General features: G+C 61.9%; 6 protein-coding genes. 2 read left to right on the top strand and 4 right to left on the bottom strand.

What is annotated here, in order from left to right:
* Positions 1-3: 3 nt before the first annotated feature.
* The gene (gene metH, locus ACESMD_RS07380; RefSeq protein WP_372611780.1) at positions 4-3,729 is read right to left on the bottom strand and encodes a methionine synthase; all 3,726 of its coding nucleotides are present in this window, start codon (positions 3,727-3,729) and stop codon (positions 4-6) included.
* A 269-nt stretch (positions 3,730-3,998) separates the two neighbouring features.
* Between metH and nfuA the strand changes: the two genes are divergently transcribed.
* Entirely contained in the window at positions 3,999-4,589 is a 591-nt protein-coding gene (nfuA, locus tag ACESMD_RS07375; RefSeq protein WP_372611778.1) for a Fe-S biogenesis protein NfuA, read from the top strand.
* A gap of 5 nt (positions 4,590-4,594) precedes the next feature.
* Entirely contained in the window at positions 4,595-5,020 is a 426-nt protein-coding gene (locus ACESMD_RS07370) for a SufE family protein (RefSeq protein ID WP_372611776.1), read from the top strand.
* Positions 5,021-5,023: 3 nt separating this feature from the next.
* Here the strand turns inward: ACESMD_RS07370 and yidD are convergent, their stop codons facing one another.
* From yidD to ACESMD_RS07355, 3 genes are read right to left on the bottom strand one after another with little or no spacing between them, the layout of a single operon-like run.
* Complete coding sequence (yidD, locus tag ACESMD_RS07365) at positions 5,024-5,368, bottom strand: membrane protein insertion efficiency factor YidD (RefSeq protein WP_372611774.1); 345 nt, start codon at positions 5,366-5,368, stop codon at positions 5,024-5,026.
* A gap of 9 nt (positions 5,369-5,377) precedes the next feature.
* On the bottom strand, positions 5,378-5,830 hold the full coding sequence (gene hisI, locus ACESMD_RS07360; RefSeq protein WP_372611772.1) for a phosphoribosyl-AMP cyclohydrolase: 453 nt from the start codon (positions 5,828-5,830) through the stop codon (positions 5,378-5,380).
* Entirely contained in the window at positions 5,823-6,293 is a 471-nt protein-coding gene (locus ACESMD_RS07355; protein WP_372611783.1) for a transcriptional repressor, read from the bottom strand. The genes hisI and ACESMD_RS07355 overlap by 8 nt, the downstream gene beginning before the upstream one ends.
* Positions 6,294-6,337: the final 44 nt, after the last annotated feature.

Raw genomic sequence — 6,337 nt, 5'->3', positions numbered from 1 at the left:
CCGTCAAGATGAGCCCATGGAAGACGCCGGAGCGGGGTCATAGGAGAGGACGGGGGAGAGCCAGCGTTCCAGTTCACCAGTCGGCATGGCCTTGTGCTCGGCGATCACCTCGACCTGGTCGCGTGTGATCTTGCCGGTGGCGAAGTACTTCGAGCGAGGATGGGAGAAGTACCAGCCGGCCACCGCCGCCGCCGGCCACATGGCGAAGTTCTCGGTGAGTGTCAGGCCACTGTTGGTCTCGGCATCCAGCAGTCGAAAGAGCGTCGCTTTCTCGGTGTGATCCGGGCAGGCCGGATAGCCCGGGGCCGGGCGGATACCCTGATACTTCTCGGCGATAAGGTCATGGTTGTCCAGCGCCTCATCCGGCACATAGCCCCAGAATTCCTTGCGGACCCGCTCGTGCATGCGCTCGGCGAAAGCTTCGGCCATCCGGTCGGTGAGTGACTGGACCAGGATGGCATTGTAGTCGTCGCCGGCAGCCTTGTACTCCTCCGCCAGCGCCTCGACGCCATGGCCGGCCGTGACGGCGAAGCCGCCGATCCAGTCGGGCTTGCCGGTAGCCTTGGGGGCGATGAAGTCGGCCAGGCTGTAGCAGACTCCATCCCGATTCCTGTTGGTCTGCTGCCGGATATGATGCAGCCGCTCGAGGACCTGGGTACGCGACTCGTCGGTATAGACCTCGACCATGTCATCGTCGACGCTGTTGGCGGGCCAGAGACCGATCACGCCACGGGCCTGGATTCGCCTTTCGTCGATCAGCTTGCGCAGCATTGCCTGGGCATCGGTGAAGAGGCTGCGCGCCGCCTCACCGACCTTGGCATCGTCGAAAATCTTCGGGTACTTGCCGGACAACTGCCAACTCATGAAGAAGGGGGTCCAGTCGATCTGGTCGACGAGTTCCTCGAGGTCATAGTCATCGAAGACCTTGAGGCCGAGAACCCTTGGGCGAGGCGGGGTATAGTCCTGCCAGCCCATGTCGGGGTTTCTCTTGCGCGCCTCGGCATAGCTCAGGTTCGCCGCCTTGGGACGGCGCTTGGCATTGCGCTCGCGGACCGCCTCGTACTCGGTACGAATATCGGCCACATAGGCGTCCTTGAGGCCGGGGGAGAGCAGCTTGCCGGCCACCCCCACCGCCCGGGACGCATCCGCGACATAGATGACCGGATGCGCGTACCCCGGCTCGATCTTGACGGCGGTATGGGCCTTGGAGGTGGTGGCGCCGCCGATCATCAGCGGCAGGGTGAAGCCCTGACGCTGCATTTCCCTTGCCACATGCACCATCTCGTCAAGCGAGGGTGTGATCAGGCCGGAAAGACCGATGATATCGGCGTTCTCGTTCTTCGCCGTCTGCAGGATCCGTTCGGCAGACACCATCACGCCCAGGTCGATGACCTCATAGTTGTTGCACTGGAGCACCACGCCGACGATGTTCTTGCCGATGTCATGGACATCCCCCTTGACCGTGGCCATGACGATTCGACCCTTGGCTCGAGTCTGCTCGGACTTCTCTGCCTCGATATAGGGGATCAGGTAGGCCACGGCCTGTTTCATTACCCGTGCCGACTTGACTACCTGGGGCAGGAACATCTTGCCGGCGCCGAAGAGGTCGCCGACCACGTTCATGCCGTCCATCAGGGGCCCTTCGATGACCTCGATGGGGCGTTCGGCACGCTTTCGAGCGAGCTCGGTATCCGACTCGATATGGGCGGTGATCCCCTTGATCAGTGCATGCTCGATGCGCTTCTCGACCTCCCAGCTTCGCCATTCCAGATCCTCCTTCCTGGCACCCGTACTGCCGTCACCCTGGTACTTGTCGGCGAGGTCCAGCAAACGCTCGGTGGCGTCGCTGCGGCGATTGAGGACCACGTCCTCCACCGCCTCGCGCAGCTCCGTCGGCAGGTCGTCATAGACAGCCAACTGACCGGCGTTGACGATACCCATGGTCATCCCCGCGCGGATCGCGTGGTAGAGAAACGCCGAGTGGATGGCCTCGCGCACCGGGTTGTTGCCGCGGAAGGAGAAGGAGACATTGGACACGCCGCCCGAGATCAGGGCATGGGGCAGGCGCTCACGGATCCAGCGGGTGGCCTCGATGAAGTCCACGGCGTAGTTGTTGTGCTCCTCGATGCCGGTGCCGATGGCGAAGATATTTGGGTCGAAGATGATGTCTTCCGGCGGGAAGTCCAGCTCATCGACCAGGATCCGATAGGCACGCTGGCAGATCCCGGTCTTGCGGGCGAAGGTATCGGCCTGGCCCTGCTCATCGAAGGCCATGACGATGACGGCGGCGCCGTACCGCCGGCAGGCGGTGGCCTGCTCGCGGAAGGCGTCCTCGCCTTCCTTCATCGAGATGGAGTTGACGATGGACTTGCCCTGGACGCACTTCAGACCCGCCTCGATGATCTCCCACTTGGAGGAGTCGATCATGATCGGCACCCGGGAGATGTCGGGCTCCCCGGCGATCAGGTTCAGGAAGCGCTCCATGGCCTCCTGGGACTCGAGCATCCCCTCGTCCATGTTGATGTCGATGACCTGGGCGCCGTTTTCCACCTGTTCCAGGGCCACTTCCAGGGCGGTGGTGAAGTCCTCGTCGACAATCAGGCGCTTGAAGCGTGCCGAGCCGGTGACGTTGGTGCGCTCACCGACGTTGACGAACAGGGAGTCGGCCTCGATGTTGAAGGGTTCCAGTCCGGACAGACGACAGGCCCTCGGACGCACCGGCACCTGGCGAGGCGTCACGCCCTGGATGGCCGCATGGATGGCGGCGATGTGCTCGGGGGTGGAGCCGCAACAGCCACCGATGATATTGACCAGGCCGCTCTCGGCGAACTCGGCCACGATGGCGGTCATCTCCTCGGGGGTCTGGTCGTATTCGCCGAACTCATTGGGTAGCCCGGCGTTGGGGTGGGCGGAGACAAAGGTATCCGCCTTGGTAGAGAGTTCCTCGAGATAGGGTCTCAGTTCCGCGGCCCCGAGTGCGCAGTTGAGGCCTATGGAAAAGGGTTTGGCATGACGCACCGAGCTCCAGAAGGCCTCGGTGACCTGACCGGACAGGGTACGCCCCGAGGCATCGGTGATGGTACCGGAGATCATCACCGGCAAGCGCTCGCCGCGGGTGTCGAAGAGGAGTTCCAGGGCGAAGATGGCTGCCTTGGCATTGAGGGTGTCGAAGATGGTCTCGATGAGGATCAGGTCCGTACCGCCCTCGATCAGCGCTTCGGCGGCCTCGTAATAGTTATCGCGAAGCTGGTCGAAGGTGACATTGCGCATGGCCGGATCGTTGACGTCCGGCGACAGCGAGGCGGTACGCGACGTTGGTCCCAGTACGCCGGCCACGTAACGCGGCACCCCGGTCTCCTGGGCTACGGCGTCACAGACCTGGCGAGCCAGGCGCGCGGCTTCCCGATTGAGTTCCGGTACCAGGTCCTGCATGCCGTAATCGGACTGGGAGAGGCGGGTACTATTGAAGGTGTTGGTCTCGACGATGTCGGCGCCTGCCTCGAGGTAGTCCCGATGGATACGGACCACCAGGTCGGGGCAGGTGAGGGCCAGAAGATCATTGTTACCCTTGAGATCGGACGGCCAGTCGGTGAAGCGCTCACCCCGGAATTCCTGCTCGGAGAGCGAGGCATTCTGCAGCATCGTGCCCATACCGCCGTCGAGCATCAGAATGCGCTCGGCAAGGCGTTCGGTCAGGGTAGCGGTCAGGGCAGAAGGGGGGGCAGCCATGGGTCGGGGGTCTCTCCAGCGAAATCTCGAGGGTATACCGTCTTGCCATTGCCGAGTGAATCTCGGGGTAAGCAATCGGAATGGCGCACAATCTTAGCAAAAGTCTGGCGGCCGGGGCAGGGCACAACCTACAAAAACCCAGTAATCCACTCGGGATTGTCTCACCCTCTCGACTGGCTTAACATAGGGACGTGACATTCATGGCTCGCGGTGGGTGATTCGTCCGAGACGATGACCTGCCGCGCGCAGACACGAACAGCGAGGCTCTCATGAGCGAGAACATCCAGATCACCGACAGCGCCCAGGATTACCTTACCGAACTGCTGGAAAAGCAGAACGTCGAGGGAATTGCCATTCGCATCTTCATCACCCAGCCCGGCACTCCCTATGCCGAGACATGCCTGGCCTATTGCCGTCCCGGCGAGGAAGAGCCCAGCGACGACCTGCTGGAGCTCGAGAAAATCCGTGTCTATCTGGACAAGAACAGCCTGGCCTTTCTCGAGGAGGCGGTGGTCGACTTCAACGCCGATCGCATGGGTGGCCAGCTGACCATCAAGGCACCCAATGCCAAGATGCCCAAGGTCAATGCCGACAGCCCCATGGAGGACCGCGTCAATTATGTCCTTTACAGCGAGATCAACCCCGGCCTGGCGTCCCATGGCGGCGAGGTCAAGCTCGTCCAGCTCACCGAGGACCAGGTTGCCGTACTGTCCTTCGGCGGCGGTTGCCAGGGATGCGCGGCGGTGGACATCACCCTCAAGGATGGCGTGGAGAGGACCCTGATAGAACGCATTCCCAAACTGGCCGGCATTCGCGATGTCACCGACCACAGCGACACCACCAACGCCTACTACCGGTAATCCCCATGAGCGCCGAGAGTACCGCAGAACAGGCTCAGCAGGAGCTGCTCGAGGATTTCGAGATCTTCGACAACTGGATGGACCGATACCAGTACATCATCGACATGGGCAAGCAGCTGCCGAGCTTTCCGGAGGAATGGAAGGTGGATGAGCTCAAGATCAAGGGATGCCAGTCGAATGTCTGGATGCGCCATCAGTGCCAGGGCGACACCCTTCATTTCGATGCCGTCTCGGATGCCGCCATCGTCTCGGGATTGATTGCGGTGCTGATGCGCATCTACAACGACCGTCCGGTTGAACAGATTCGTTCCACCAGCCCGCATTTCATGACCGACCTGGGCCTCGACAAGCATCTCTCGCCTACGCGCAGCAATGGCTTGAGTGCCATGCTCAAGCGCATCTACGAAGTCGCCGAGCAGGAAGCCGCCTGAGCGCTAGCGATCCGTGGCCTGCGGTCTGACGCGAAAGTCGTCATCCAGTTCAGGGTCTTCCCGGCACAGGGCCTCGCTGGGGCCACCTGGAACCGGATCGATCCCGCCCTCGCAACCGGGATGGCAGCGCAGGATACGCTTCACGCCCATTCCGGCACCCCTGAGCGGCCCATGCACCTCGATGGCTTCCCTGGTGTAGCTCGAACAGCTCGGCCAGTAGCGACAACGCTGACCGAGAAAGGGACTGATCACGACCTGATAGAGACTGACCAGCCCGATCATGGCTAGAGCCGTCAGGCGGGAAAGACCGCCAAGCAAACGGCGGAGCAGGGGGCCAGTGGACCTCATCGAGCGCCTTCAGTGAGAGCGGTCGGCAGTCGCATAGAGGCTGTCCGGATCGATGATGGGGTCGCTTTTGATACGCGCCTGGTTGCTTTCCAGAGCAACATAGAAACAGCTGCGCCGACCGCTGTGGCATGCCGGACCGGTCTGATCGACCTGCATCAACAGGGTGTCCCCGTCGCAGTCGAGGGCCGCACTGACGAGATGCTGTTGCTGGCCCGAAGTCTCGCCCTTGCGCCACAATTTGCCGCGTGATCGCGACCAGTAGCAGACCCGGCCGGTGGAAAGCGTCTCTTCCAGGGCCTCGCGATTCATCCAGGCCATCATCAATACGTCGCCGCTGTCGTGCTGCTGGGCGATGGCAGGGATCAGGCCATCGGCATTGAAACCCGCGGCGTCAAGAATCTCGGCAAGGGGATAACGGCTGTTGGCACCGGCCTTTTCCAGGCGTTTGAAGAGATCACTCATGAGGACTCCGAACGTTACCCTCGGCCGATGGCAGGCAGGTCTCGCAGTGACCCAGCAACTCGATGGTCTGTCGCTCTACCCGGAAACCCAGCTCTCGCGCCTGTTGCGACAACTGATCCGAAATCTCTTCCAGATGCAGTTCCTCGACCCTCCCGCAACGTCGACAGATCAACAATTGAAAGCCATGCACATGATCCGGACAGGGGCAGGCGACATAGGCATTCAGTGATTCAATTCGGTGCACCAGCCCCTGATCGATGAGGAATTCCAGTGCGCGGTAGACGGTCGGTGGTCGCGCCGCAGCATGCTCCGTTGCCAGGAGATCGAGCAACTCATAGGCCTTGAGCCCCCCGGTAGTATCCGCGATCAATTCCAGAACCCGACGGCGAATCGGGGTGAAACGAACACCACTTCGCTGGCATTGACGGTCGGCCTGCGCGAGAAGCTTTGGTGTAGCGGTCATGGAGGCCAGGGCGGTCAATGAAAGGAATTGCTCATTCTACCCGT

Origin of the sequence: Halomonas sp. (assembly GCF_041689495.1) — a bacterium.
Lineage (GTDB): Bacteria > Pseudomonadota > Gammaproteobacteria > Pseudomonadales > Halomonadaceae > Halomonas.
Note: the sequence above shows the minus strand (reverse complement) of the source record. Positions and strands in the feature narration are given on the sequence as shown.